This is a genomic window from Paenibacillus sp. 453mf (assembly GCF_900116105.1).
GTDB lineage: Bacteria > Bacillota > Bacilli > Paenibacillales > Paenibacillaceae > Paenibacillus > Paenibacillus provencensis.
Genome location: NZ_FPAC01000001.1, coordinates 2557661 through 2582737 on the forward strand (window position 1 = coordinate 2557661; position 25077 = coordinate 2582737).

Consider the following 25077-nt stretch of genomic DNA (forward strand, 5'->3'; position numbering starts at 1 on the left):
TTTTATGCGAGTACCGCTTCTTCCTGCTGTGTCACCGGATGTTGTACGGAATGGCCAATTTTATAAATGTGAGGCAGCGGATAATCCTTGAACGCATTCCGAGTATCCAGCACTGGCACACCAAGGGATGCAATAACGTCGTATTCCAGATCCTTGTGGTTCGTAATCAGCACGATGCAGTCGTATGACTTGAACTTCTCTGGATCATATTTCACACTGTGTACGGTGGAACCATGTTTGTCACGGAATGTGTCTGCAAACGGATCATAGTACTCGACATTTGCTCCTGCTTCCTTGAACAGCTCGTACACTTCAAGTCCAGGGGACTCACGCAGATCGGCAATATTCGGCTTATAGGCCATACCGAGCAGCAAGATGTTTGATTTGCGAACCGATTTGGCATACTCGTTCAAGATCGTCGCTGTCTTGTTCGTTACATAGTAAGGCATATTATCATTTGTGTTTTGTGCAAGCTCAATGAATTGACTATAGAATCGGAAGCCCTTCGCTTTCCAGGACAGGTACATCGGATCAAGCGGGATGCAGTGCCCACCGATTCCAGGACCCGGATAGAATGGCATAAATCCGAATGGCTTCGTTGCAGCCGCATCAATGACTTCCCAAATATCGATGCCCATACGGTCACACATCATAGCCATCTCGTTTACAAAGGCAATGTTTACACTGCGGAACGTATTTTCCAGCAGCTTGGACATTTCAGCCACCTTCGGATTGGACACAGGAACGACTGTCTGTACATATTTGCTGTACAGGGCAACACCCAGCTTCAGACATTCCTCCGTCGTGCCGCCGATAACCTTAGGTGTATTGAATGTCGTAAACCTTCCATTGGAAGGGTCAACGCGCTCCGGCGAGAAGCACAGGAAGTAATCCTCACCTACTGTATGACCGATCGCCTCAAGCTCCTGCTCGATCAGTTCCTCGGTTGTACCTGGGTAAGTTGTACTCTCTAGTGTAATCAGCATGCCCTTCTTCATATGCTGCTTGATATTATCTACAACAGTCTCGATATAAGATGTATCCGGATCCTGATTCTCGCTAAGCGGAGTCGGAACACAAATGCTCAGTGCATCAATGACACGAAGCATGCTGTAGTCCGTTGTTGGTTGAAAACGTCCGCTTTGCATCACGGTCTTCAGATCTTCGGAAGTAATATCATGGATGTAGGAATCTCCTTGATAAATTCGTTCCACTTTGGATGGGTCCAAATCAATACCGATGACGGTAAAACCTTGTTTTACCATTTCTACGGCCAGCGGCAGCCCAACATAACCTAATCCTACTACTCCAAGCACCGCTTTCTTGTTCTCAATCGCATTCATTAAAGTATGGAATTGCTCTGTCACAGTACTTCACCCTCCAGATGGAAATTTATGATATATATGTTTGAATCCGTGTTACCTAATTAAGAAACTGCATTATTGGAAGCAGCGGCGAATGCGCGCATCCAGCTCAACCGGAGAGTACGGTTTGGTAACATAGTCGTCTACTCCTTTTTCGAAGCACTTGCTGATCGTGTCTTCAACCCGCTGGTCTGTCAGCACGATGACCTTAGGCTGTGTCTTCAGCTCAAGGCTCTGAATCTGATGGATAAACGACAGTCCGCTTACCCCATACAGATTAAGCTCCGTCAAGATCAAATCCGGGTTAATCTGTTTTGCAAGTTCTATAGCGGAGAGACCGTCAATCGCTTCAAAGGTTTCATAGCCCTGCAAGGATAGACGTATTCTCAAAAACTCGCGTGTCGTCTCGTCATAATCAACGATCAGAATCTTGCCCGGTGCTGTCATAGTCTCGTTCTTGGTATATAGCTGAATGTCAGTGCTTTGACTAAGCTTCGCTGACTCTGCCATATTTTTGAGCATGTGCTTGCTTGGGCTGCCCATCTCCGGGAAGCTGGCAATCGTCAGCCGCGGATCCGCCTCGCCGAGACGTCCCAGGAGCTCCTGCTTGATGAGCAGTGCCTGATAATGTGTAGCGTTCAGCGTCAACCCGGGAAGAAACACGGCGATGGTGCTCGTCTTGCTGTCCTTCCATAGCTGAAATTCTGTCTCGCATGTACGTTCGAGAGCTTCATTCACTTCAGCCTCCGGCTGCTGCTCCATGTCCTTGCAATGTACAAACACGACACCGCTGGGCTTGCTCACCATCCCTTTCAGCTGCTCCTCTAGAATGTCGTACACATTCACCGTCATTTGACGCTCAAGCGTGACCGTATTTGCCAAAGTTATTCCATCCTTTCATCTGTTATTACTGTGATATTCAAGCCGCCTCTTCCACTTTCGGCTCTTCCCAGCTTTGTCTTGTCATCGCGCCCCAGGAGTTGTTGTTCTGCATGTATTGGATATGCCCCTGCACCCTCCACAGCACGCCAAGCTGGTGATAGCCTACGAATTTCAAGGCGGAGAAGGTTAACATTTTTACAAGATCAGCCGGCTTCGGATAACGGCGGAAAGCAATCTCTTCAAGGATCAGCGCAGCTACACTGAGAAGATATCCGCTTAAGAAGTTCAGCAGCCCGAAGATAACAAGTACAGGCCAAGCCGTCATATCCAAGGCTACATAACCGGCTAGAGCGAGCAGCCCTGTAATCCGGAAATAAGGGTTGAGCGCTTCAAAAAAGATGTTGTAAGGCATCGTCAGCAGACCCATGGTTTTATATTTTGGTCTAAACATCATATTGCTGTTCTCAATCATATTTTTTAAGTTACCGCGGCCCCAGCGCTTGCGCTGGTTGGAGATGATCTTGTACGTGTCAGGCGCTTGAGTCCAGCATACCGCTTCTGGGCAAAAAGCAACCCGGTATTTGATCTTGTTCTCCAGCATGTAACGATGAAGCTTGATAATAATGTTCATGTCTTCCCCAGGATATCCCCCGCGGTACCCGCCGACAGCGATAACCGCCTCTTTACTGAATAAACCGAAGGCTCCTGATACGATGATGAGTCCATTTAACTGGCTCCAGCCAATCCGGCCCCCCAGAAAAGCTTTCAAATACTCAATCGATTGAAACATCGGCCACATCTTCCTAGGCAGTGACACTTCCTTGACTGCACCGTTCTCAATCTTGCAGCCGTTTGCGATTCGTACATCGCCGCCGATGGCCACCGTTTCTTCCGGATTCTCCAAATACATGCGGGCCATGCGAATCAGTGCGTCCTTCTCCAGCAGGGAATCTGCATCAATGGAAGAGATCAGCGGATAATGTGAGAAGTTAATCCCTGCATTAAGCGAATCCGCTTTTCCTCCGTTCTCTTTATCAATCAGATACAGGAATGGATATTCCGGATTGTGATATACCCCGCGGACAGGCTCGACATTAATGGTGCCGCGGAAGCTTGGATTTTTGATTTCCTTAAGGCCAAATTCTTTGACAAGCACCTGAACGGTTCTGTCGCTTGATCCATCGTTGATGACGATAACTTCATAAGTAGGATAATTTAAGGTCATCAGACATTTTACATTTTCGATAATGGTCAGCTCTTCATTGTAAGCCGGCACCAGCAGCGATACCGGAGGCACCACGTCTGATCCTGCAAGGCTCTTATAGCTTGAAAATTCAGACCTGCGCCGGATGGACCATATATCCTTGTATGAGAAGCAGAGAATACCAAAATACAGGACAGTAACGAATACGACGTAGTATATAATGATTGTGCCGTAACCCAGCAAAATATCTCTAAGCAGTGAAATCTCCTCCAATCACGCCGGACATCCGGTTTGCATTTGCTTGCGGCGCCGTGCCGAAGTAACGATTGTAGATCAGCCTTTTCTTGTTGAAGGTCATCATCTTCTCGATCTCCTCATGCTCGTTCGTCTCTTCTATTGCACGTTCCGCATATTCAAGTGCAGTCTCCTTGGCGGCTCCTGTTCCCTTCAAGGCGGTCTCGCATAGAGCCTCATAGCCTTCCTCACCAAGCTGCATAAGGCTGTTCGCACTGTTGTGTCTCACGAGCCAGTCCTCATCTCCAAGTGCATTTCTCAGGAGAGGGATGCTGCCGGCCTGATGGCCTGCCCCTAACGTCTTCGCCATTTCGGCTCTGACTTCTGCCACAGGATCTCCCATCCACTCTACAATAGTCCGTTCCTTAAGCACTGGATTCGTACCGAGATACAGCTTGACCGCTTCAGAACGAATATGCTGATCCTTGGAGCTAAATAGCTGTGTTACTGCCGGCATCACTTCTGGAATCGCATGTCCATACATTGCGACAATGCCGACTTTGATGAAATCCGGATCTTCAGATTCCAATAATTCATATAGCAGCTTGCTTGGTTCAAGACTTGTTTCCATCAAAATATCTGCGGCTATGCGGTGTACAGGCTTGCCTTTATCGAGCAGAGAGCCCAGCAATTCCTTCAACTGCGCAGGACGCTCCGCACATCTTGCTGCCGCTCGGGCGTAGATAATCGCGTAGTTCACCTTCTTCTCTTCTTTTAATAGCTCTAGAATCGACTCTGCCGCCTCGGTGCTTCGCATGCCGCCCAGCCGGTAAGCAGCCTGTATAGCCTTGCCTGTCCAAGAGCTGTTCAGCAGCTTCAATTGCTCATCTACGAAGCCCGCCTCCCGGGTCAGATCACGCAGCTTGTCTGCATGCTCTCCCTTCAGCTGGTCAATCCATGCAATACACTTGTCCATAATGACTTCCCTCTCAAGCTTAGTAAGCTTGGTCGTCGGAAACCTGATGGGTTCACTGCCTGTCAGATTGGCTTGAACATATACGAAGTAATCTTGGTGCTTCTTTGTGTACAACTCTTTTTTTCTAAGCTTTGAATTGTGAGAATTTTTTAACGCGAACAAAATGATGATGCCTGCTACGATCAGTCCTGCGCACAGGTACAAGAACGTGTACGCTAGGGCTATATTTGAAAACATGAGTATGTGTCCTCCTTTATCGTTCCTGCTCCGAAATATCCACGAAGGCCTTCTGTATCGAGTAGTAGCTCTCTTTGAGGCGCTCACTGTACTGGACAGCTTCCCACGACTTCCATGTATATGGAGTAATCGTTGTCAGATCAAGACTCTCTTCTGCACCACCGGGCCAGGATACTGCCTCTGTCTTTCTCTCTGTAAGCCAAGGGATGAATCTTATTCCTTCTGTAGTAACCGTCTTGAAGACACGCTCCTCGCCTACCGAACTGTAATCAACCACCTGATGCGAGCTCGGATCGCCAAACCCAAGCAGCATCCACGGGATACGCAGTTCAATTTCTCGGCCTTCATACTGCCATAAGGTAAGGGAATCGAAGTCTTCGGACGCTGGGTCCGAGTTCCCTCTATTCAGCGTACCTATCACTTCATCCATGTAAGGATGAGCAAATTTGGTGTCCGGTGGTGACATCTTCAGACTGATGGCCAGTCTCCATGGGACAAAGGAAGGCGTGTTTGTGGGCTGTTCCTCGAGCATCCAATATCCTTCAGGTCCATACAGCCGCTGATTGAAATCATAGCTTTTTGCGATGTTAACAGCTGATTCCTCATCCTTGCCCACCGTAATGACCGTTTCCAAATCACCGCCTTCAATCGTTTTGCCAGGCAGCTCCTCAGCAGGCTGATTTCCACCGACTAGTGTGTCGGTCCCAATACTGAGCTTTGTTTTATCCGGATCAAAAGCTTCATTGAGCGTAATTCCGATATATACGTAAGCTTCATCGTGAGTCATCTTCATGCTTTCGATGCCCTCAACATCTCCCTGCCACTGCTGGACCTCTCCTTCGACAACCGAGCTCCAATCGTCGAGACTGCCATCGATAAGCAGCTGATTCTGCTTCCCAGCTTCCATCGCGAGAACGCCAAACATCTTCTCGTTCGTCAGCACGTTCAGCCAGAACGATCTTCGGTCTGCAGGAATTTCAATCGGCATCGTGTTCCACGTTTTCTTGAACCACTCATCCTGCCACATGAAGAGAATGGCTCCAGAATACCCCTGATCATATATATCCTTGGTGAGTGATGCATTGATTTCGCCCTGCTCCTGCTCGTTGTGTCCGCCTTGATCCTTCCCGCCTGATCCATAGTGGGATATTCCCAAGGAAGCCGGAACACCGTATTCTGTAATCATTACAGGCATATCGGTAAACTCGGATTTAAGCTTTTGCAAATAGGCTTTGTAGGTGTTGTACTCCCCATTATCATCCTTAATTGTCTGAAGTGTTTCATCGGTGCGGAAGAAGTCAGGGTAGTACGGGTACACATGGTATGCCGCAAAATATCCGCCCTGCCAATCCAGCGGCTCGATGTGTCTGGCATCCACACTGACCAGATCCTCTTCAAACAGCGGCTCACCTGGATGTGAGAGTACATCGGTGGTGACCCAGTTCGTAAAGGTCATCGGATGCTCCCAGCCATATTGCTGCTCTTCGCTCGCTACGTGATCGAGCAGCTCCGCAAGCCAGTTCTCAAACGGAGTTGCATCTTCCGTACCGGCAAAATGCTTGCCGACATAACGAGGATGATCCTTATACTGCTTGTTGGTGTTATCCACCATATGTGGGTCCCATTCCGTTCCTAGATGCCATGCCATCAAATATTGTCCCGCATTCGCTGTGTACTTTCCGCTCGACTCTCCTTTTACAGGGGGGATATCGGCATTACCGTATACTGCCGAAACGGCTTTTTCAATCTCTGACTTGAACTTCTCCTGAATGCCTTCCGCATATGCATCCCGCTGCTCGATAAGCTGTTCCTCAGGCGACCAAATGCCCTGGATAAAATATAGGGGATGCTCTTCCCCTTTGTTGTATTCAACAAGTGCGGAATAAAATACAGGCTGATGGACAGTGTATACACGAATGACATTTGCACCCATTTCCTCAATCTGTTTAAACCATTTCAGGTAGTCCTCTTTCTCTAGAGGAAATTCACCCGGATAATGCCCCGGCTTGGTAGAGCCCAGATTAACTCCTTTGACGAACAGCTCCTCCCACACTCCCTCTTGGGTGTACTGCAGGAATCGATCGCCTTCCGTCCTGAATTTCATTCTCGTCCCATCTTCAGCAGCATAGGTAAGCTGAGTCGGTTTAAGCAGAATATATCCAAGCCCTCCTCCCCCGCCGATCAGCAGGACGCCTGCCAAAATCCATAGGGCAAGACGTTTTCTCTTTCGTTTGCTCATGGCTTTTGTTTCGCTCCATCTCTCTAAATTTGTTTCGCTCCATCTCTCTAAATTGTGAGTTCCCCGTATCAAAACATGTATCTCATGCTGATCGTTCAACTGCCTTAAAAATTTTTGCTTACTTTTTTAAGATAACGCTCGAATGCGTTTCTCTTAAATCCAGCCCGTGACACCTGCACGGTTCATAAATAACTATATCGTCATGCTTTCACTTTTGTAACTAGGCTAATGGAAGGAAAGATGGAGATGGATACTAATGCCCATTTTGCTTGATGTCTGCCTAAGACCTTGCCTCTTCCTCCCCAAGCTCCCCCTCTGCCTATAGCCCATCCCATGTCCCAGGATATTTACGAACCCTGCACCCTTCTACGATTCGCAGCGAAAAATCGTCTGAGCGCCTGTGTTTACTACGCCGACCCGTTCCATATCACTTATGCAGAACGATGATTTTAGGAATCGGTTTACGCTGTCCTCCTATAGTTTAACGCATAGCATTACCCAAAGTTACTTACTTTTTTACATTTTTAACCATAGTTATTACAAAATTGATACAATAGTCCGATAAAAAAACGGCGAAAAAGCCTGATATATCAACATTTTTGATTTTTTTCGTTTTTATCAAAAAAGGACGTGAGTCCTGCATAGGCATGGTCCATATTTAATATTAATTTACATTCCTATTTTTGTATGCCTTTTCATAACTCAAAGGTCTCAAATAACTAACATGATATGTAAAAATACAAGTCTATTTTCCTAATTCGCTGTTCTGTTTGACAAACTTTTGAACTTTCATATGTTTTCAAAAAAATTCCGGTTGCTGTATGTATATTTCTCCGTTATCCTAATAAAATAAGAACATGTGTTCCGTATAATCTGAACTCTGTACTACTAGTCACGTTCCTTGGTTCAAGTTATATGCAAAATGGAGGGGAGCCTGCGTTATGGAACGAATTAAACGCGTTATTATGCTGGCAGATTGCCAATCCTTTTATGCGAGCGTGGAGAAATCGGCCCATCCCGAGTATGCAAACCGGCCGCTTGTCGTAGCAGGCGACCCTGCCCGGCGTTCCGGAATTATACTGGCAGCCTGCCCTATTGCGAAGTCCTACGGAATTACAACGGCAGAACGCCTGTCGGACGCGCTTGCCAAATGTCCGGATGTGGTGGTGGTTCGGCCCCGGATGTCAGAATATATTCGCGTCTCTCTCCATATTACGGATATTCTCCAGTCTTATACTGATCTCGTTGAGCCCTATAGTATTGATGAACAGTTTCTTGATGTTACCGGCAGCCTCGGCTTGTTCGGCAGTCCTGAGGAGATTGCTCTCCGTATTCAGAAGCAGGTCATGCAGGAAACCGGCGTATATGTAAGACTGGGCATCAGCGATACAAAGGTTGTGAGCAAGATGGCTTGTGATCTTTTTGCCAAAAAAAATAAAAACGGCATCTATGTTCTTCCCAAAGAACGTATTGCGGATAAGCTGTGGCCGATGCCCATTCGGGAAATGTTTATGGTCGGCTCCCGGATGTCACGCCATTTTTACAAGATGGGGATCCATACGATCGGCGACTTGGCCCGCACTCCTCTCCCGAGACTCCGTGACCGCTGGGGAGTTAACGGCGAGGTGCTGTGGCGCATCGCGAACGGCATGGATCAATCGCCTGTCATGCCCAGCACCTTCCACCAGCAGCAAAAAGGTATCGGCCATCAAATGACGCTGCCAAGGGACTATACGACCTGGTCAGAAATTCAGGTGGTACTGCTCGAGCTATGCGAGCTGGTAGCCAGACGCTCCCGGGAGAAAAGCCTCATGGGAAGTGTCGTTTCTGTAGGCTGCCGGGGCATCGACTTTGATAAACCGACCGGCTTCTCGCGCCAGATGAAGATTGAAGAGCCTACTCACATTACCGATGAGGTCTATGAAGCGGCCAAAACGCTCTTCCTGCGTCACTGGGATGGTGAGCCTGTACGGCGGATCGGCGTATCACTGACAGACCTTGTACCTGATACAGAATATCAGCTGACCTGGTTCGATGAACGTGAACAGAAGCGGGAGCTGGAGAAGGCAACCGACGAGATTAAACGAAGATTTGGAGACACCGCTATCATGCGTGCTTCCTCTCTGCAAAAGGCCGGGCAGGCACATGATCGTTCTCGTAAAATTGGAGGTCATTACCGATGAGTAAAAAGTTAGAACGCAATGGATTGTTTGAATCCTCACGCATGATGCTTCCTGAGCACCGGGAAGCCTATGTTTCGCATCAGCAAAGGCTCGCGCCCAAGGCTCGCCCTCAGCTCGATCCTCAAGCAGCTGAAGAAATGTCGCGTTTGCTTGCTGAGTCTCTTATGCTGTATACAGAGATAACCGTTGTCCTCTTTGACGAGCTGGATGATATACTGATCAGCGGCATCGTGGTCAAATTCGATCAAGCTTCACGCTCCATCCGCCTTCAGGATGAGGAAGGCATGCTTCATGAAGTTCGAATGCGACATATTATCGAGGTGCGCTCTGGCCGTTAAATACGTTATACTCTAATCGTATTCCATAGTCAGAATACTTAGTCAGAATGCCTAAGACCCTTTTACAGGAGATTTGGACGAAGGATAGACAGCGATTGCTGCTTGGAAATATAGGAGGGCTTCACCGATGTGCGGACGATTTACGCTTGGAATATCACTTGAGGAATTGATGCTCCGCTATATGCTGGAGGAGATTCCGGATTATATTGACTATAGACCTCATTATAATATTGCGCCGACACAGCGAATTATGGCTGTGATTCATGATGGATCACAAAGACGTGCCGGTACGCTAAGGTGGGGACTGGTTCCACATTGGGCCAAGGACCTCAGCATAGGAAGCCGAATGATCAATGCTCGCAGTGAAACTGTGCTGGATAAGCCTGCTTTTCGGGAGTCGTTTCTTCGCAAGCGGTGCCTTATTCCCGCAGATGGCTTTTATGAGTGGCTGAAAGAGGAGAACGGCACCAAAACGCCTTATCGCATCATTCCCCGGACGGGCTTGTTCAGCTTTGCCGGGCTGTATGATACATGGGTTGATCCTGAAGGACAGCGAATCAGCACCTGTACCATTCTGACTACAAGCCCAAATGCGCTTATGAGCCGTATACATGATCGGATGCCGGTCATTCTCCCTCCTGGCCTAGAGCAGCTGTGGCTGGATCGCACCGTTCAGCAGCCAGGAGAGCTCCTTCCGCTTCTCCGCCCTTATCCGGAAGAAGAGATGGAGGCTTATCCCGTATCACGTGCCGTGAATCGGGTCGCTAATGACAGTATTGAATTAACACATCCTTTGGCTTAGACCCAGCTATAGGACCAGTTTGAAGAAAAACAAGGGACCTCGCAGAAATTGCGAGGTCCCTTGTTTTTAACGAAACATCCCCCACAGCTTGATTAAATGCAGGGTATTATTCGGATCAATTTTTTGATCAATCACGAATTTAACGAACTTATCTTCATCTGCCGAAGTCATTTTTTCATTCAGTATGGCTGCAGATGATTTGACCAACCGTCTGACCTTCGCACTATTTTGCAAATCGGCCTTGGTCACGCCATCAATCAACACTTTAATTTTTTCCTTCATCACCGGGTTCTTCATTTTGGTCTTCACCCGTTCCACCAACTGTGAACTAATACCATATTTTTGATAGCTCAACAGAACATCGCACCTCCCCCGCCTAAATCGTAGTCCTCCACTACTATATGCCGGGGGAGCTCGTACACTTGACCTTATTTTTTTATGCTAATCCATCACTTCGCCCTGGAATATCTGCTCTCGCTGCAAATAATCGCGTAGCGGTGCATAGGCAGGCGAAGTCCAGAACGCTTCATTGCCAACAAGCGAGGCTGCATCATCTCTGGCCATTTCAAGCACTTCGAAATCACTGACCATGTCCGCGAGCTTGAAATCGGGCAGCCCGCTTTGCTTCGTACCAAAAAAGTCACCTGGACCACGAAGATCCAGGTCACGTCTCGACACCTCAAAACCGTCCTCCGTCTCGGTCATGACCTTCATTCGTTCTTGGCCCACCTCCGATTTCGGATCAGCAATCAGAATACAATAAGAGGCATGGGAACCCCGACCGACACGACCGCGAAGCTGGTGCAGCTGAGATAAGCCAAAGCGCTCTGCATCCATAATGATCATAAGCGTGGCATTGGGAACGTCGACTCCAACTTCCACGACCGTTGTAGATACCAACAGCTGGGTTTCATTTTCATAAAACAGCTTCATCGCCTCATCTTTTTCGGATGGAGTCATCCGGCCGTGCAGAAGACCCACCTTATATTGTGGAAGCGCCTGCTGCATGGCGACATGCAAATCTATTGCATTCTGAACATCCAGCTTGTCCGATTCCTCTATAAGCGGGCAGATCAGATATGCCTGGCGTCCCAGCTCCAGCTCCCGGGTAATAAAGCCGATGACCCGATCCATCATGTCATGCTTGACCCAATACGTCGAGATCGGAATCCGGCCCTTCGGCCGCTCGGAGATGGTAGAGACATCAATATCCCCAAACGCCGTAATAGCCAGCGTTCGCGGGATCGGCGTTGCCGTCATGGTCAGCACATCCGGGTTATAGCCTTTGCGCCTGAGAACACTTCGCTGATTGACGCCAAATCGGTGCTGCTCGTCTGTAACGACAAGTCCAATATTTCTGAAGTACACATCCTCCTGAATTAGAGCATGTGTGCCAACGACGACATCAATCAGCCCCATTTGCAGGGCGGACAGAATTTCTTTTCGCTTCTTCCCAGGCGTGCTTCCTGTCAGCAGAGCAACTTCAATTCCGAACGGAGTGAACAGCTTCTCCAGGGATCGCATATGCTGCTCAGCCAAAATTTCGGTCGGCACCATCAAGGCTCCTTGAAATCCGGATCGTACAGCGGCATACAGAGCAATAGCAGCAATCACCGTTTTGCCTGAACCCACATCGCCTTGAAGCAGCCGGTTCATACAGTGGGGAGAACGCATATCCTGCAAAATTTCAAGCTCTACCCTCTTCTGGGCATCTGTCAGCTCAAAGGGCAGGCTGCGTACAAACTCACGGATCGTTGCATTCGAAGCGGTATGTACGATTCCGTCGGTTTTCCCACGATTGATGGCCCGAAAAGCCTGCATTTTTAACTGAAACAAAAAAAGCTCTTCAAACACCATACGGCGACGAGCTTCTTGTCCCAGCTGAGGATCACCTGGCTGGTGAATCAGGGCAATTGCCTTTTTCCGGGGCATTAGCTTGTACTTCCTCAGCAGCTCCTCTGGAAGCAGTTCGGGCACCATCTCTCCAAACTGAAGCAGCGCCTGGTTTATCGTCTTGCGCATCCAGTTCTGCGTTATCTTTCCCCCCACAGAATAGACAGGCTGAACGGAGCCCGAGCGCACGGCCCCCTTATCGGGAAATTCCGAATCCGATACCGTCATTTGCATACGCTTTTGGTCCCATTTGCCGGTAAGCGTAATCTCCCGGTTCGGCGTCAGCTGATCCTTCAAGAAATGCCGGTTAAACCAAGTCGCCGTAAACATAAAATCCTCTGCCATCATTCTGCAGGTCAGTCTTGATTTCTTACCGTATCGTTGAAGCACGGGCACACCCATGATTTTGGCCTGAACCGTAACCCGGTCCCCATCCTTCACCTCTGTCAGTGATTTCAGACGGTAATCCTCATAACGAAATGGAAAATACTCAAGTAAATCCTTAATCGTATAAATGCCAAAGGCGTGAAGCTCTCCTTCCTTAAGAGCACTCACGCCGCTGACCTGCTTCACCGATGTTTCTTCTAACAACATAAAGCATCCCTCATATCTTATGCCGGCCACACAAAGATCGCGATGGTTCCGAATCCGACATGACTTCCAATGACGGCGCCGATGTTCGGATACACCACTTCGTTCAGCTCAAACCGGGTCTTCATCAGCTCCACGAAGGTTTCTGCCGATGCCGGATTTGCGGTATGACCGACAGCTATATTGATTCGTTTCCCGGCAAAATCACTCTCGAACATTTGGACGATGCGTTCCATTGCCTTCTTCTGACCTCTTACCTTCTCAACGGCATAAATCACGCCCTCTTCATCAATAGAGAGCACAGGCTTAATGTTCAGCAATGTACCAAGAATCGCAGAGGCTTTGCCAATACGTCCGCCTTTTTGCAAATATTCCAGTGTATCGACTAGAAAATAGAGCTTGCGTTCCTTATGAAGCTTAAGAACAGCTTCTGAAATCTCAGCCGCGCTCTTCCCTTCCGAGGCAAGCCGGGCAGCATGCACCACAAGCAGCCCGTATCCATAGCTGGCCGACTTCGAGTCAATTACGGTAATATCTGCTTCACTCTCGTCTTCAAGCATGGATTTGCCAAGCATAGCAGATTGGTACGTACCGCTCATCCCGGAAGATAAATGTATAGAAACAATCTGACAGCCCGGATGGGTCTCGTTGAGTTCCTTGTATACATTCATAAATTCGATTGGGGAAGGCTGGGAAGTTGTCGGCAGCTCCTTAACTCCCCCAAGCTTCTCATAGAACCTGGATGCACTCAGTTCAATTCCGTCGAGATAGGACTCCTGTTCACTAAACACGACACGCAGGGGCACGATCTTAATTCCGTACTGATCCACCACCTGATCTGGAATATCAGCAGTACTATCCGTGACAATAAATACTTTGCTCATGAAGCGCAAGCCTCCTTATCTAATTTCAGGCTTCAACAGCGAACAGATAAGAATAGACAGGCTGTCCTCCCTGATGCACTTCCACTTCCGCATTAGGATATTCAGCAGCAAGCCATGCCGCGAGGCGTTCCGTTTCCGTCTCTATCGCTTCTTCACCTGCAAGGATCGTAATGACTTCATCACCGCTTACAATCATCTTATGGAGCAATTGCTCGCATGTATCCAGAAGTCTTTCCTCGGTAGCCACGATCTTGGAGTCATGAATCCCTATGAAATGGCCCGCTTTGATCTCAAGATCATCAAACGTAGTATCTCTCACCGCATAAGTCACTTGTCCCGAACGGACATGTGCAATGGCTTCAAGCATATTTGACTCGTTTACTTCTGCACTTTCATCTTCCTGGAACGCGAATGCAGCCGAAATCCCTTGCGGAATCGTCTTGCTAGGAACAACCGTTACCTCACGCTCGCCTTCCAGTAGATCTCGAGCCTGCTTGGCCGCCAGCACTATGTTCGAGTTGTTGGGAAGGATAAAGATGTGCTTCGCATCAATAGAATGGATGGCCTTTACAAAATCCTCTGTACTCGGATTCATCGTTTGTCCACCGGACAATACAATATCAATCCCTAGACTCTTGAACACATCAGATATTCCCTGCCCGGATGCAACCGAAATGAAACCAAACGGAGCAAGCTCATCGGCAGGAGGAATGGACGGCTCAGGCGCTTCCTCGCGTTCTGGAGGAATATCAGCAAACAATTCGGGTGCCGGCGCAATGTCCATTCCAGCCGTAAGCAAATCACGGTGCTGCTCACGCATGTTCAGAATATGGATCTGTGTGATCTCACCATAGCGAAGCGCCAGATTAAGCACGTCTCCTGGAGCTTTGGAATGGACATGGACCTTAATCACTTCATCATCAGAAATAATAATGATCGAATCTCCATTTACTGACAGCGCTTTCCTAAAATCTTCCTCATCAAAATTCGTCTCACCTGCATCTCCGAGCTGACGATTGATAAAGAATTCCATGTCATATAAGAATTCAATATCTTCTGTCTCAAGTCTTGCCTGTGCCGATATCGGCATTTCAGGAGAAATCGGAGTCTTTGGTGCCGGAGCCGGAATTACAGGCGCTGCAGGCACTTCCTTCACTGGCGTGGAAGCCGTAGTTTTGCCCTCCGTGTTCAGCAGGTAGTCCATGAAACCTTCATAAATATATACAAGACCTTTTCCACCCGAATCTACAACACCAACCTGCTTCAGCACAGGCAGCATCTCAGGGGTCAAGGCAAGAGTTTCGTTTGCTTTCTTAAGCACTTCGCTCATGAGTTCCGTAATGTCGTTGGTCCGTCTCGCATAATAACCGGCATGCTTCGCAGCTTCCTTCGCGACAGTAAGAATCGTGCCTTCTACGGGTTTAACTACTGCCTTATAAGCTGTATCCACACCGCTTTGCAAAGCAGCAGCAAACTGAAGAGTATTCAGCTCCTCATATGGGGCAGCGTAACGGCTAAAGCCCCGGAACAACTGCGATAGAATAACACCGGAGTTTCCGCGTGCCCCCATAAGCAGGCCTTTCGATAAAATACCTGCACAGCTGCCGATGGAGCTTGCGCTGTTTCTTTTTAATTCGGCCACACCGGCACTCATCGTCAAATTCATATTCGTTCCTGTATCACCGTCTGGGACAGGGAATACATTAAGGGAATTGACGTGTTCAGCATGCTTCTGCAATTGATCCGCTCCGGCCAACACCATTGCGTTAAAATCTGTTCCATTTAAAGAACGTTTACTCAAGTGAGAATTCCCCTTCCTAGCATGATGCATAAGTGCACAACCAATACCAAAGACTTAGTATGCACTTAACATCCGTTGTTCCCGTCATCCGACGGGCAGCGGCTTTCTTCCGCAGTATTATGGACTATACATCATTGTACTATAATCAAGTATAGAAATAAATAAAGTTTTTGTTTTTATTGACTAAGCTTTTTCCTATATGATATTATATTTAAGTATTGTTTTATGCAGGTATATTGGATTGATTACAACCATTGACTTGCGGATAACGGTTACTTTCAGAATAGGAGGTGTAATCTATGTCTCGCAAATGTTATGTGACAGGTAAGAAACCTGGTAGCGGTAACCACGTGTCTCACGCTAACAACCGTAACCGCCGTTCCTGGGGCGTAAACGTTCAAAAAGTCCGCATTCTGGTGGACGGTAAACCAAAACGCGTTTATGTTAGCACTCGTGCTCTGAAAGCCGGTAAAGTTACTCGCGTATAATTGATTTTGAATACAAAGCAAAAAGCACCTTGCCATTATATGACACAGGTGCTTTTTTCGTACCCGTATTCGCCTGCGATCCTTCAACTGCAGCCTTTTTTACGTTATTAGAAACCCCTTTTTGAATCTGTTATTTCTGGAACGTGTTAAGGATCGCTTTTACAAAACCCCCCAAAAACTTCGGAAGCTTAAATGTGTAAAATTTCATAGTTCACCCTCCCATCATCCTCATGCGCTCCACCTTTTATCGTGCCAGAAGCCTCTCCTTCTTACCGCTATCCCTAACTGCAACGATGCAAACGAAAAAAAGGCTACATGAGAATCGCGCTCATGTAACCATGTTTATGCAGTATGTGTTCAGCCTATTCCATAGAGACTAGCTTAATCCTTCTGAAGGATTGGTCATAAAAATATAAGCAGATAAAACAAAGATAAACAAAATGAAATATAGTACGGTGAACACAATAAATGAAATTCTTACTGACTTCTTATCGAACTTCTTAAAGAACCATATGACCAAAATAACACCAAGTAAGGAAACAACTGCATTGATTGGAGAAGGCAGCAGTGTGAATGACCCCAGCAGAATTCCTGTGACCAGACTGGCAAGCGAAGTCCATAGTGCTTCTTTTAGTGTCATTGGTTAGTTATCCTCCAATACTTTGCCGGATCTCATTGATGGCCTCTGCACGGTCTGTACGGCCAAATACCGCGCTGCCGGCAACCAGAACGTCAGCCCCTGCCTCGACGACCAGAGGAGCTGTCTCCTTCGTAATGCCTCCATCTACTTCAATATGAACGTTTGAACGTCCCAATTCATTAAGCTCATTCCGAATTTGTCTGATCTTCTGGATCGTTCTCGGAATGAAGGCTTGTCCTCCGAAGCCCGGATTGACTGTCATTACAAGGACCATATCAACATCCCCCAGCACTTCGCTAATCGCGCTTGCTGGAGTTCCTGGATTAATGGCTACTCCAGCCAGGATACCCTGCTCTTTGATCATATGAATGACTCTGTGCAGATGGACACAGGCCTCGGCATGAACTGTAATCATGCCTGCTCCTGCCTTGACGAAGTCAGCTATGTAATTCTCGGGATTCTCAATCATCAAATGGACATCCAGCAACAAGCTGGTATGCGGCTTGATGGACTGTACAATGGGAGCTCCCAGCGTAATGTTTGGAACAAAATGGCCATCCATAACATCAACATGAATCCAATCTGCGCCGGAAGCCTCCGCTTCGGCAACTTCTGCGCCCAGCCGGGCGAAATCTGAGGACAGGATAGATGGTGCAATTAATACTGACATGTTTAGTACCTCCGTTTCTTATCTTTCATTTCCTCCAAGAACTGCACATAGTGTGTGTATCTGCTCTCGGCAATGCGGCCTTCTTCTTTGGCTCTAATCACTTCGCAGCCTGGTTCATGTGTATGAGTACAGCCGCGAAATTTACACCCTCCGGCATACTCACGGAATTCTCTGAAGCAATCGCTCAGCTCCTCTACGCCAATCTCCAGGAAATCAAGCTGACTGAAGCCAGGAGTATCTGAAACAAACCCGCCGTTATTCAGCGGGATGAGCTCTACATGACGGGTTGTGTGCTTGCCTCTGCCCAGCTTCATGCTTATAATACCCGTTTCAAGCTCCAGCCCTGGAAGCAGAGCGTTGAGAAGCGAGGACTTGCCTACACCTGATTGACCCGAGAAGACACTGATCTCTCCAGCCAAGCGCTGCTTCAAGCGATCCATTCCAGTGCCTTGACGTGAGCTGGTAATTATAACTTCATAGCCTATAGACTCATACAGACGGACAAGCTGGGCGTAACGATCATCAGACTCGTCAGCAAGGTCCATTTTCGTAAGGCAGATTACCGCTTGAAGACCCGCCTGTTCAATATGAACGAGGAACTTGTCCAACAGCTGAACATTCATTTCCGGTTCCTTGAGCGAGAATACCAATACGGCGAGGTGCGCATTGGCCACGGGAGGGCGGATCAGTTCGGTGTCTCTTGGTAGAATTTCTTCAACCGTTCCTTCCCCGTTTTCGGTAAGCGTATATTTTACATAGTCACCTACAAGAGGAGTAATCCCTCTTTTCTTAAAAATGCCTCTAGCCCTGCATTGAACAGCAGATACATCTGTATCCGGTGTTCCGCGATCGAGAGCAGGTTTAACGTAATAATATCCGCTTAACGCTTTGATAATAACTCCCTCCAGCATAGTTCACCGCCCTTATAGGTTTGAAAAAAATTGATCTCTGATCTAATGAAGAACAGGCGCCCTTAAGGCGCCTAGAATGAGGGATGCAGCTAAATTTCCAGTAGCCAAGTCACTCTTCACCGTCTTCATCTTCATCTTCATCTTCATCTTCATTCTCGTTATTTCCCCGGCCCTTGCCGTTATTGCCATTGTTATCGTTGTTTCCATTGCCTTCATCATTATTGCCATTGCCATTACTACCGTTATTGTTCTCGTTACCCGAATCATCTGGATTAGGTTCCTCATCTGGACCTGAGCCTTCCTCGCCATCTCCTGCATTGTTATCAGGAGTGACCGCCGGGCCAATCTCAGGTGTTGTAACCGTTCCGTTCTTCGCATCAAAATATCTGACTTCAAACGTATCCATGAGCTGGTCATCACGGTACACAGATACAACTCCATCCTTGTTCGGAGCCAGAATGAGCGGTACTGTCAGCGTCTTTGTCTTGTTAATCGTCTTCGTACCATGCTCTTGATTCTCTCCTCTGGCATCCGTGAAGGTAATACGGATCTTGCTGTCTTTGCCTTCTTCATGAGGAGCTACCGAAATATTATAATTATACTCGATCGTCTCTGGTGAAAACCCCGTGCTTACATAGATCGTAATCTCCGTACCCGGAACAACCGGGGCCCCAGCTTCATATGGCCACTGCTGAGTAACTCTGCCTTTCTCCACCTCAAAGCTTGACTCTTCTTTGACCGGTGCGACAGTCAGTTTGTTCGCTCGAATCAGCTCTTCGGCTTCTGCACGGGTCTTGTTAATCAAATCAGGCATTTCGACCATTTCCTGGCCTTTACTTACTCTCAGTGTAATTACATCTATTTCTGGATCGAAGGGCTGTCCTGCCGCAATGGACTGTCCAATAACTTCATTGACAGACTCATCACTGAATTCCTCAGATGTTTTGATTCGATCTTCACTCATGCCAAGTGCAAGCAATGCCTGAACTGCATCTTCATAGTTTCGACCCGTAAGCTCAATCATGTCTTCCGTCGGCTTCTCTACACTTACCGTGAGGTCAATTAGCGACCCCTTCTTCACCACGGCGCCTTCAGGCCTGCTCTGCTCGTAAACGATTCCCGGATCGACACCTTCTTTATATTCCTGAAAGACCTGGTTTACCTCTATTCCCTGGTCCGCGAGCAAGGTTCTGGCTTCTGCTTCGGTCTTATCTATAACCCGAGGTACGGTTACTTCCGGCACGACAAGCGCACTCTCGACGTACCATACGACACCAGCCAGTGCAACTAGAATAATCAGCGTCAGCGTGACCCAAAAAGCTGCCCGCTTCTTCGATTTTTTCTTCTTGGACTTGCCATCTGTCACCGCTTCGTCCGGAGCCATTTCAGGCGCATCCGTATAGGCTGTCCCGCGTGGTTCCGGTTTGATCGCAGGAATGATACGAGTTTGATCTGTATCAAACTCATCATCGAATATGAGCTTCTCCTCATTCAGTCGATCCGGCAGCAAGCAGGTCTCCAAATCGCTGAGCATTTCAAGCGCAGATTGATAACGCTCATTCGGATTTTTGCGCATCGATTTAAGAATAATATTCTCTACGCTCTGCGGAATAAGCGGGTTAACGACACTCGGCTCCTCGAATTCCTCCTGCAGATGCTTCAGTGCTACACTGATTGGACTCTCCCCAAGAAACGGTAGCTGTCCGGTCAGCATTTGATAGATGACAATACCCAGTGAGTACAAGTCGGATTTCTCACCCGTTACAACACCCTTGGCATGCTCAGGGGAAAAATAATGCACCGAGCCGACAACCGAACCTGTCTGAGTAATCGTCGTCGAGGTCACAGCACGTGCTATTCCGAAATCTGTAACTTTGACCCTTCCATTTTTGCCAATCAGAATATTATGCGGCTTAATATCGCGATGAATAATTTGATTATGATGGGCATGATCCAGTGCATCCGCAATCTGTGCAGCAATTCTGACAGCTTCATCGACTTGAAGCGGAGCACGCTCTTTTATAATTTCATTCAGGTTCTGACCTTCAATGTACTCCATCACAATGTAATGGATGTCTTCTTCCTGACCTACATCATAAATACTAACTACATTCGGATGAGACAAGGATGCAGCCGATTGGGCTTCTCGTCTAAACCGACGAATAAACTCCTCATCATGAACGAATTGCTGACGAAGAACCTTGATCGCTACATTACGTCCGAGCAAAATATCGTGCGCTTTGTATACCAGGGCCATTCCGCCTCCGCCGACGCGCTCAATCACTTCATAACGTCCGCTCAGCTGATGTCCGATCATGATTCAACCCCCTCTTCCGCTACGCTTAAAGGGCCCGCTGGCATTTCAAACAGAGCAACTGTAATATTGTCGTCTCCTCCGGCCAGAAGTGCAAGCTGCAGCAGCCTGTCTGCCCGTTCAGACAAAGGCAGATCAGCTTGGCCAATCACTGTTGCCATCTGCTCACTGCTGACCAGATTGCTTAGGCCATCACTGCACAGCATAAGCACATCCCCGGCTTCCAGAATGACAGGGTATAGATCCACGGACACATCTTCATCCGTCCCAAGCGCTCTGGTAACGACATTTTTTAGTGGATGTACATGAGTCTCTTCTTCACTGATCTGCCCATTCTTGTACAGCTCATTAACTAGTGTATGATCCTCTGTCAACTGTAGTACCTTATTGGCTGTTATCTTGTAAGCACGGCTGTCGCCAATGTGGCCAATGATGCCGGAAGCATCACTCATGAGGAGAGCAACGACAGTCGTCCCCATGTTGTGAAGCTTCTCATCCCCAGCCGCTGTGCGATAGATGACTTCATTCGCGTGCAGAATGGCATCGCTTAGTGCAGCGCTCAGCGATGCACCTGACAAACCAGGCTCAAGCACCGCGAGGTCTTCGGACACCGTTTCTACGGCCAGTCTGCTTGCTGTATCTCCGGCAAGATGTCCACCCATACCATCTGCCACAATACCTAATATATATCCCTGGTCCAGATGCCTGATCCAGGCGGAATCTTCATTTACCGAACGAACTCGCCCTATGTGGCTCACATGCACTGTATTCATCACAGTCATATTCTCACCTCAAGCTTCCTTGTGCTTCTCCATATGCTTCGCACGCAGCTGACCACAAGCGGCTGCGATATCATGACCCTGCTCTCTGCGGATCGTAACGTTCACTCCATGATCAGCGAGGATACGCTGAAACTGGAATATATCCTTGCGAGCGGTTCTGATATACTTACGCTCCGGCACATAGTTTACCGGGATCAGATTGACATGGCACAGCATGTCCTTCAGAACTCCAGCAAGCTCTTCAGCATGCTCCGGCTGATCGTTAACGCCGCCGATCAAAGCATATTCGAATGTAATGCGTCGTCCCGTCTTGCCTTGATAATAGCGAAGAGACTCCATTACATCATCAAATGGGAACCGGCGGTTAACAGGCATCAGCTTCGAGCGCAGCTTGTCATTCGGTGCATGGATGGAGATGGCCAGGTTAATCTGGGTATCCTCATCTGCAAATTTATAAATATTGGGAACAATGCCGCTTGTCGAGACCGTGATATGGCGCTGACCAATATTCAGGCCTTTCTCATGAATCATAGTTCTGAGGAACTTCATTGTCTCATCATAGTTCTCAAACGGTTCACCCGTACCCATAATTACAATACTGCTCACACGTTCATTGCGTTCATCCAGAATTTGCTGTGAGCGCACGACTTGAGCAATGATCTCACCGGCAGTCAGGTTCCGCTTCAAGCCGCCAAGCGTTGAGGCGCAAAAAGTACAGCCGACTCTGCAGCCGACCTGTGTCGTCACACATACACTGTTGCCATAGTTATGCTTCATGATGACCGTCTCAATCGCATGGTCGTCATGCAGTCCGAACAGAAACTTCACTGTACCGTCCTTGGACTCAAACTTCGTAATTTCAGAAAGCGTCACGAATTGGAACTGAGCATCAAGCTTCTCGCGCAAACCTTTCGAGAGGTTCGTCATTTCTGAAAAGTCATTCACTCTTTTTACATAAACCCAGTCGTAGATTTGAGCAGCACGAAACTTTGGCTCCCCATTCTCCATTGCCCACTGCTCCAGCTCTTCGAGCGTGTAATCATATATAAAAGGCTTTGTCATTTCATTCACACCTGTTCTTTCCAATTGATCTATAGACATATTATTACTCATTCTACCCATTTTAGCACATAATTCAGTATTCATCTATGCAGGTCTTTAGGCCACCAACTGCAAAAAGCCGCCAATACCTGACGGTTACTGGCGGCAGTCTTGTTTATTAATCCACTTTTTACGATGATTCAAGCCGTGTCAGTCTTGCAATGTAGAATCCGTCGCTATGAAACTGGTGAGGCAAAATTTGAACTCCGTACTCGTCCATTGTTGCAGAGCGCTGCAGCTCTTCTCTCATCACCAGATGACCCGCAGGAGCAAATTGATCATTCTCCTTCAAGAAGCGTTCCACGACACCGCCATTCTCCGCATGCTCTGTAGTACAAGTACTATATACAAGCGTGCCTCCAGGCTTCAACAGTCTGGATACGCGGCTCAGCAGCTCATATTGCAGCGCGCTGATGGCTTCAACATCCTCTGGGGATTTAGTCCACCGAAGATCCGGCTTTCTGCGAATCACCCCGAACCCAGAGCAAGGCGCATCGAGCAATATGCGGTCAAACGAAGCTTCCTTGTAGCTGGCAGCCAAATCAAGCGCATCATGACATACGGTCTCAATGCTGGCGAGCCCCAGCCGTTCCGCCTGTCTATGAATAAGCTCTACTTTGTGAGGATGAATGTCATTGGCAATAATATGTCCTCGATCCTCCATCTTCTCACCCATATGCGAGGTCTTGCCTCCGGGTGCAGCACAGCAGTCCAGAACGGTCATGCCAGGCTTCGGGTCCACCGCTCCTGCCACAAGCATGGAGCTTTCGTCCTGGACAGAGAGCATCCCTTCCTTATACCAGTCGGTAAGAGCCATATTCCCCCCGCTCTTGACGATAATCCCATCATCACTGAGAAGGGAAGGCTCCACTACCAGTCCTTCCTCCTGCATCTCATTCATCAGCTTCTCTCTTGAGATCATGGTCGTATTCACCCGAACACTGACCGGAGGCGCCTCGTTATTCGCCATACACATCGCTTCAGCTTCCTGCTCCCCGTACTGCTCAATCCAGCGCTTAACAAGCCATTCAGGATGGGAGTGCGTCAGTGCGATGCGTTCTGCTGCAGGAAGGTTCTGAGGAATCGTCAGCTTGTCCCGATTTCTCAGAATATTGCGCAGCACCCCGTTCACCATTCCGGATATGCCCTGATGGCCCTTGCGCTTGGCAATATTTACCGCTTCACTTACCGCCGCATGATCCGGCACCCGATCCAAATATATAATTTGATACAGACTCAGCCTAAGCAAACTTCGAACCCAGGGCTGAAGCTTGGCAAGACCTTTGGCTACATAGGATTCAAGATAATAATCCAGTGTCTTTTGCCGTGCAATGGTGCCATATACCAGCTCCGTGGCTAGTCCCGCATCAGCGGGATTGAGATTCGCCTGTTTCAGCACTTGATTCAGAAGCAGATTGCTGTAAGCCCCTTCCTGCTCCACAGCAGCCAAGATTTGAAGAGCCGCCTCTCTGCTGGATACCTTGCGCTTACCAGAAGCAGCAGACTGAGCACCGCCCTTACCTTTATGCATACTGGATGTATTGCTGTGGCGAGGATTTTTGTTGTCTCCTGACTTCACTTCAGCACCGTCCCTGTCTTAAGTGATCCGCCGCGGGCAAAATCACCGGCAGCCATCGCCTTTTTACCCGCAGGCTGCACCTCTGACAGCCACAAAGAGCCGTCACCTGTCTTCACTTCAATGCCCAGCTTGGACACCCCAAGCACCGTCCCCGGCTCTTCATTCATAGTAGCATCAGACGCCTGAAGGTATGGCTCAGGGAGTTTAGAAGGATTAATTGTGCCCCAGACCTTAAATACCTGCTCGTCCCACAATGTAAACCCGCCAGAGTATGGAGTGAGTCCCCTGACCTGGTCGTAAATTTGACGTGATTGACGAGACCAGTCGATCTTCTCATCCTCTCGGGATAAGTTCTTTGCATAAGTCGCCTCATCCTCATTCTGGGGAGTGGCCTGCACTTTTCCCTTAATCAAATGAGGCATCTCGCTCATCAGCAGCTCCGCTCCAGCAAGACTGAGCTTCTCAAACATAGTACCCGAAGTATCCTCGTCCTCAATAGCGACCTCTACCTTGGAGATCATATCACCGGTATCAAGACCTTCAGCCATGTACATGAGCGTTACACCCGTAACCTTCTCTCCATTAATGATCGAACGCTGAATCGGTGCACCTCCCCGATATTTCGGCAGTAACGATCCGTGCACGTTAACACAGCCAGAGTGAGGCATATCCAGCACTGATTTCGGCAAGATTTGCCCAAAAGCAGCAGTAATAATGAGATCCGGCTTCCATTTGGCAAGCTCAGCTACAGATTCTTTATCACGAAGCCTTGCCGGCTGAAACACGGGAATACCGTGCTTCAGCGCAGCTTCTTTGACAGGAGGCGGTGTCAGAACCTTTTTTCGTCCTTGAGGTTTATCCGGCTGAGTGACCACAAGGCTGATGTTGTATCCTTCCTCAAGCAGTCTTTCGAGCGAAGGCACAGCAAAGGCCGGTGTTCCCATAAAAACGATGTTCATTTTCA

Annotated in this window: 22 protein-coding genes; 4 read left to right on the top strand and 18 right to left on the bottom strand. The window is 48.2% G+C overall.

Translation table 11 applies throughout. The annotated features are described in order from the left end of the window. Nucleotides 1-2: 2 nt before the first annotated feature. The 5 genes from BM415_RS12115 to BM415_RS12135 all read right to left on the bottom strand — a co-directional run bounded on the left by BM415_RS12115 (nt 3) and on the right by BM415_RS12135 (nt 7136). Nucleotides 3-1367, bottom strand: a complete 1365-nt coding sequence (locus BM415_RS12115; protein WP_091158297.1) for a nucleotide sugar dehydrogenase — start codon at nt 1365-1367, stop codon at nt 3-5. A gap of 72 nt (nt 1368-1439) precedes the next feature. Continuing rightward, nucleotides 1440-2246 carry a response regulator gene (locus BM415_RS12120; RefSeq protein ID WP_091158299.1) on the bottom strand — a complete coding sequence of 269 codons (807 nt, stop codon included), beginning with the start codon at nt 2244-2246 and terminating at the stop codon, nt 1440-1442. A 37-nt stretch (nt 2247-2283) separates the two neighbouring features. Further along, nucleotides 2284-3669, bottom strand: coding sequence for a glycosyltransferase family 2 protein (locus BM415_RS12125; RefSeq protein WP_091159223.1), 1386 nt, complete (start codon nt 3667-3669; stop codon nt 2284-2286). 31 nt (nt 3670-3700) lie between these two features. Further along, nucleotides 3701-4897, bottom strand: coding sequence for a HEAT repeat domain-containing protein (locus BM415_RS12130; RefSeq protein WP_091158301.1), 1197 nt, complete (start codon nt 4895-4897; stop codon nt 3701-3703). Between the two features lie 16 nt (nt 4898-4913). Next, on the bottom strand, nt 4914-7136 hold the full coding sequence (locus tag BM415_RS12135) for a hypothetical protein (protein WP_091158311.1): 2223 nt from the start codon (nt 7134-7136) through the stop codon (nt 4914-4916). A 941-nt stretch (nt 7137-8077) separates the two neighbouring features. Here BM415_RS12135 and BM415_RS12140 point away from each other — a divergent pair. From BM415_RS12140 to BM415_RS12150, 3 genes are all read left to right on the top strand, one after another. After that, nucleotides 8078-9319 carry a DNA polymerase IV gene (locus tag BM415_RS12140; RefSeq protein WP_091158342.1) on the top strand — a complete coding sequence of 414 codons (1242 nt, stop codon included), beginning with the start codon at nt 8078-8080 and terminating at the stop codon, nt 9317-9319. Beyond that, the gene (locus BM415_RS12145) at nt 9316-9657 is read left to right on the top strand and encodes a YolD-like family protein (protein WP_091158345.1); all 342 of its coding nucleotides are present in this window, start codon (nt 9316-9318) and stop codon (nt 9655-9657) included. The genes BM415_RS12140 and BM415_RS12145 overlap by 4 nt, the downstream gene beginning before the upstream one ends. 127 nt (nt 9658-9784) lie before the next feature. Beyond that, entirely contained in the window at nt 9785-10459 is a 675-nt protein-coding gene (locus BM415_RS12150; protein ID WP_091158346.1) for an SOS response-associated peptidase, read from the top strand. Nucleotides 10460-10525: 66 nt separating this feature from the next. Here BM415_RS12150 and BM415_RS12155 read toward each other — a convergent pair whose 3' ends face one another. From BM415_RS12155 to BM415_RS12170, 4 genes are all read right to left on the bottom strand, one after another. After that, nucleotides 10526-10813, bottom strand: a complete 288-nt coding sequence (locus tag BM415_RS12155) for a stage VI sporulation protein F (RefSeq protein ID WP_091158347.1) — start codon at nt 10811-10813, stop codon at nt 10526-10528. A gap of 87 nt (nt 10814-10900) precedes the next feature. Further along, the gene (gene recG / locus BM415_RS12160) at nt 10901-12946 is read right to left on the bottom strand and encodes an ATP-dependent DNA helicase RecG (protein ID WP_091158349.1); all 2046 of its coding nucleotides are present in this window, start codon (nt 12944-12946) and stop codon (nt 10901-10903) included. 17 nt (nt 12947-12963) lie between these two features. After that, nucleotides 12964-13827 (bottom strand): DegV family protein, encoded by an 864-nt coding sequence (locus tag BM415_RS12165; protein ID WP_091158351.1) that lies wholly within the window; start codon nt 13825-13827, stop codon nt 12964-12966. A 25-nt stretch (nt 13828-13852) separates the two neighbouring features. Beyond that, nucleotides 13853-15628, bottom strand: a complete 1776-nt coding sequence (locus tag BM415_RS12170) for a DAK2 domain-containing protein (RefSeq protein ID WP_091158353.1) — start codon at nt 15626-15628, stop codon at nt 13853-13855. A 299-nt stretch (nt 15629-15927) separates the two neighbouring features. Here BM415_RS12170 and rpmB point away from each other — a divergent pair, with 299 nt between their 5' ends. Beyond that, nucleotides 15928-16116, top strand: a complete 189-nt coding sequence (rpmB, locus tag BM415_RS12175) for a 50S ribosomal protein L28 (RefSeq protein ID WP_047910965.1) — start codon at nt 15928-15930, stop codon at nt 16114-16116. Nucleotides 16117-16246: 130 nt separating this feature from the next. Here the strand turns inward: rpmB and spoVM are convergent, their stop codons facing one another. The 9 genes from spoVM to fmt form a co-directional block, all read right to left on the bottom strand. After that, the gene (gene spoVM, locus BM415_RS12180; protein ID WP_091159225.1) at nt 16247-16324 is read right to left on the bottom strand and encodes a stage V sporulation protein SpoVM; all 78 of its coding nucleotides are present in this window, start codon (nt 16322-16324) and stop codon (nt 16247-16249) included. Between the two features lie 168 nt (nt 16325-16492). Beyond that, nucleotides 16493-16756, bottom strand: coding sequence for a hypothetical protein (locus tag BM415_RS12185; protein ID WP_091158355.1), 264 nt, complete (start codon nt 16754-16756; stop codon nt 16493-16495). A 7-nt stretch (nt 16757-16763) separates the two neighbouring features. Next, entirely contained in the window at nt 16764-17426 is a 663-nt protein-coding gene (gene rpe / locus BM415_RS12190; protein ID WP_091158356.1) for a ribulose-phosphate 3-epimerase, read from the bottom strand. Nucleotides 17427-17428: 2 nt separating this feature from the next. After that, nucleotides 17429-18337 carry a ribosome small subunit-dependent GTPase A gene (gene rsgA / locus BM415_RS12195; RefSeq protein ID WP_091158358.1) on the bottom strand — a complete coding sequence of 303 codons (909 nt, stop codon included), beginning with the start codon at nt 18335-18337 and terminating at the stop codon, nt 17429-17431. Between the two features lie 109 nt (nt 18338-18446). Further along, a complete protein-coding gene (gene pknB / locus BM415_RS12200) occupies nt 18447-20654 on the bottom strand; it encodes a Stk1 family PASTA domain-containing Ser/Thr kinase (RefSeq protein ID WP_091158359.1) in 2208 nt (735 codons plus the stop codon). Further along, the gene (locus BM415_RS12205; RefSeq protein WP_091159227.1) at nt 20651-21427 is read right to left on the bottom strand and encodes a Stp1/IreP family PP2C-type Ser/Thr phosphatase; all 777 of its coding nucleotides are present in this window, start codon (nt 21425-21427) and stop codon (nt 20651-20653) included. Before BM415_RS12205 ends, pknB begins: the two co-directional genes overlap by 4 nt. Before the next feature lie 15 nt (nt 21428-21442). Next, nucleotides 21443-22534 carry a dual-specificity RNA methyltransferase RlmN gene (gene rlmN, locus BM415_RS12210; protein ID WP_170862437.1) on the bottom strand — a complete coding sequence of 364 codons (1092 nt, stop codon included), beginning with the start codon at nt 22532-22534 and terminating at the stop codon, nt 21443-21445. 130 nt (nt 22535-22664) lie between these two features. After that, complete coding sequence (gene rsmB, locus BM415_RS12215) at nt 22665-24065, bottom strand: 16S rRNA (cytosine(967)-C(5))-methyltransferase RsmB (protein WP_091158361.1); 1401 nt, start codon at nt 24063-24065, stop codon at nt 22665-22667. A gap of 44 nt (nt 24066-24109) precedes the next feature. After that, a complete protein-coding gene (gene fmt / locus BM415_RS12220; RefSeq protein WP_091158362.1) occupies nt 24110-25072 on the bottom strand; it encodes a methionyl-tRNA formyltransferase in 963 nt (320 codons plus the stop codon). Nucleotides 25073-25077: the final 5 nt, after the last annotated feature.

Coding starts and splice junctions, on each gene's coding strand:
- BM415_RS12140 (WP_091158342.1), top strand. CDS start 8,078: ATGGAACGAATTAAACGCGTTATTATGCTGGCAGATTGCCAATCCTTT.
- BM415_RS12165 (WP_091158351.1), bottom strand. CDS start 13,827: ATGAGCAAAGTATTTATTGTCACGGATAGTACTGCTGATATTCCAGAT.
- BM415_RS12145 (WP_091158345.1), top strand. CDS start 9,316: ATGAGTAAAAAGTTAGAACGCAATGGATTGTTTGAATCCTCACGCATG.
- BM415_RS12130 (WP_091158301.1), bottom strand. CDS start 4,897: ATGTTTTCAAATATAGCCCTAGCGTACACGTTCTTGTACCTGTGCGCA.
- pknB (WP_091158359.1), bottom strand. CDS start 20,654: ATGATCGGACATCAGCTGAGCGGACGTTATGAAGTGATTGAGCGCGTC.
- BM415_RS12150 (WP_091158346.1), top strand. CDS start 9,785: ATGTGCGGACGATTTACGCTTGGAATATCACTTGAGGAATTGATGCTC.
- rsgA (WP_091158358.1), bottom strand. CDS start 18,337: ATGCTGGAGGGAGTTATTATCAAAGCGTTAAGCGGATATTATTACGTT.
- rsmB (WP_091158361.1), bottom strand. CDS start 24,065: ATGCATAAAGGTAAGGGCGGTGCTCAGTCTGCTGCTTCTGGTAAGCGC.
- rpe (WP_091158356.1), bottom strand. CDS start 17,426: ATGTCAGTATTAATTGCACCATCTATCCTGTCCTCAGATTTCGCCCGG.
- spoVM (WP_091159225.1), bottom strand. CDS start 16,324: ATGAAATTTTACACATTTAAGCTTCCGAAGTTTTTGGGGGGTTTTGTA.
- BM415_RS12135 (WP_091158311.1), bottom strand. CDS start 7,136: ATGAGCAAACGAAAGAGAAAACGTCTTGCCCTATGGATTTTGGCAGGC.
- fmt (WP_091158362.1), bottom strand. CDS start 25,072: ATGAACATCGTTTTTATGGGAACACCGGCCTTTGCTGTGCCTTCGCTC.
- recG (WP_091158349.1), bottom strand. CDS start 12,946: ATGTTGTTAGAAGAAACATCGGTGAAGCAGGTCAGCGGCGTGAGTGCT.
- rlmN (WP_170862437.1), bottom strand. CDS start 22,534: ATGTCTATAGATCAATTGGAAAGAACAGGTGTGAATGAAATGACAAAG.
- rpmB (WP_047910965.1), top strand. CDS start 15,928: ATGTCTCGCAAATGTTATGTGACAGGTAAGAAACCTGGTAGCGGTAAC.
- BM415_RS12185 (WP_091158355.1), bottom strand. CDS start 16,756: ATGACACTAAAAGAAGCACTATGGACTTCGCTTGCCAGTCTGGTCACA.